This is a genomic window from Bradyrhizobium sp., assembly GCF_049581145.1.
In the GTDB taxonomy this organism is placed as follows: Bacteria; Pseudomonadota; Alphaproteobacteria; order Rhizobiales; family Xanthobacteraceae; genus Bradyrhizobium.
Genome location: NZ_JBAURI010001338.1, coordinates 1 through 2,032 on the forward strand (window position 1 = coordinate 1; position 2,032 = coordinate 2,032).

The following is a 2,032-nucleotide window of genomic DNA, read 5'->3' on the forward strand; positions in this document are numbered from 1 at the left end:
GATCATCGCCGAAAGCGGCGTCTGCTGGGCGATGACCTGATCACGCACCGCGGTCGCGCCGCGATGCCAGATCCACATCACCCCATAGACGATCGAAGCGAGCAGCAACGGGACCCAGCCGCCCTGCATCACCTTGGCCAGGTTGGCGGCGAGAAAGGCGCCGTCGACGATGAGGAACAGCCCCGCGACCGCGCCCGCGCCGACGATCGGCCAGCCCCAGACCTCGCGCATGGCGATGAACAGAAGCACGCTCGTCATCAGCATCGTCGCCGAGACCGCGATGCCGTAGGCGGCGGCGAGATTGTCCGACTTGCCGAAGCCAATGGTCAGGCCGAGGGTGACGATCATCAAGATCCAGTTAACCGCGCCGACGTAGATCTGGCCGTAACCCTCAGCCGAGGTCTGGGTGATGGCCATGCGCGGCAGCCAGCCCAGCTGGATCGCCTGGCGGGTCATCGAAAAGGCGCCGGTGATGATCGACTGGCTGGCGATCACGGTGGCGATGGTCGCGAGCACGATCATCGGCGTCAGGAGCGGCGTCGGGCAGAGCCGGTAGAAGATGTTGCCTTCGGTTGGCGCGCCGGCGAGAACGATCGCGGCCTGTCCGGCATAGTTGAGGATCAGGGCCGGGAAGACGATCAAGCTCCACGAGAGGCGGATCGGCGTCGGGCCGAAATGGCCCATGTCGGCGTAGAGCGCCTCGGCCCCGGTCACGCAAAGGAACACCCCGCCGAGCACCAGGAATCCTTGCAATCCGCCGCTTGACAGATACTCGAGGCCGTAAATTGGGTTGACCGCGGCAAGGACCGACGGATGCTGCATCACCCCGGAGGCGCCCAGCGCCGCGATCACCAGAAACCAGGCGAGCATGATCGGGCCGAACGCCCGGCCGATCGCCGCCGTCCCGAACGGCTGGACTGCAAACAGCGCGAGCAGGATCAGCGTCGCGGCGGGCAGCACATAAGTCTGCAGGCTCGGCGCGATCTGCTCGACGCCTTCGAGCGCCGACAGCACCGAAATGGCCGGTGTGATCGCGCCATCGCCGTAGATGAGCGCCGCGCCGAACAGGGCCGCCGCGACGATCAGCGGCCGTTGGTGCTTCTTGACGCCGAGCAAAGTCATGAGCGCGATGATGCCGCCCTCGCCGTCGTTGTCGATGCGCATGGCGACGTTGACGTATTTGACCGTCGTGACCAGGACGAGCGTCCACAAGACGAGGGACAGGGCGCCGAGCGTCGCGGCCGCGTCAGGGTGCGGCCCGGTGTAATCGAGCACGGTCTTGAGCGTGTAGAGGGGACTCGTGCCGATGTCGCCGAACACCACCCCGAGCGCCGCGACGCTCGCGAGCCCCAACCGCTGGTTCGATTGCGGCTCGGCGCCGGTTGCTTCGATCGACATGCCGCTCTCCCTCGCTCGTCATTCGGCCGCCCGCCGGAGCGCCGCCCGTGCGCTCAATCGATAAAGGGCCGGCAAAACAGATTGTTGACGCTTGCCGAAGCCGCCCGGGCGCGAAGCGACACCGGCCGTCAACGTTAACGAATTTCGCCTGGTCTGCGCGCGCCGATCGATAAAATCCGAGCGATTTTGTTTCGCCGCCGCCAAGCCGCGGCGGCGATAGTGTCCCGACCCAGGTTGGCGGACAACCGATGTTTTCTCGGCTCTTTGGCTACATCACCGCGGCGGCGATCTTCGGCCTCGCCTGGAACACGTTCGGCGAAGCGTCCGAGCAGGGGCTTCCCAGGGCCAGTTGGGAGCCTGTCGGCGGCGAAGCCTCGATACCCTACGGCTGGGTCGACTTCTGCAATCGCCACACCGAGGAGTGCACCCTCGGCAAGCTCAAACCGATGGACGTGCGGCTGACCTGGCAAACCTGGAAGACCCTCAACGACATCAACGACAAGGTCAACAACGCGATCGAACCGATCAGCAACCTCGAACATTGGGGAACCACGCTCGACCACTGGGACTATCCGGTCGACGGCAAGGGCGACTGCAAGATCTACGCCCTGTTCAAGCGCAAGCTCCTGATCGA

The 2,032-nt window shown here is 65.3% G+C and carries 2 protein-coding genes; one reads left to right on the plus strand and one right to left on the minus strand.

Annotated elements, in window-relative coordinates; translation table 11 throughout:
* Nucleotides 1-1,398 (minus strand): KUP/HAK/KT family potassium transporter (locus WCB02_RS42595; RefSeq protein WP_423969194.1); only part of this gene is annotated, 1,398 nt, incomplete at its 3' end.
* A 248-nt stretch (nt 1,399-1,646) separates the two neighbouring features.
* Here WCB02_RS42595 and WCB02_RS42600 point away from each other — a divergent pair.
* Nucleotides 1,647-2,032 (plus strand): transglutaminase-like cysteine peptidase (locus WCB02_RS42600; protein ID WP_423969196.1); only part of this gene is annotated, 386 nt, incomplete at its 3' end.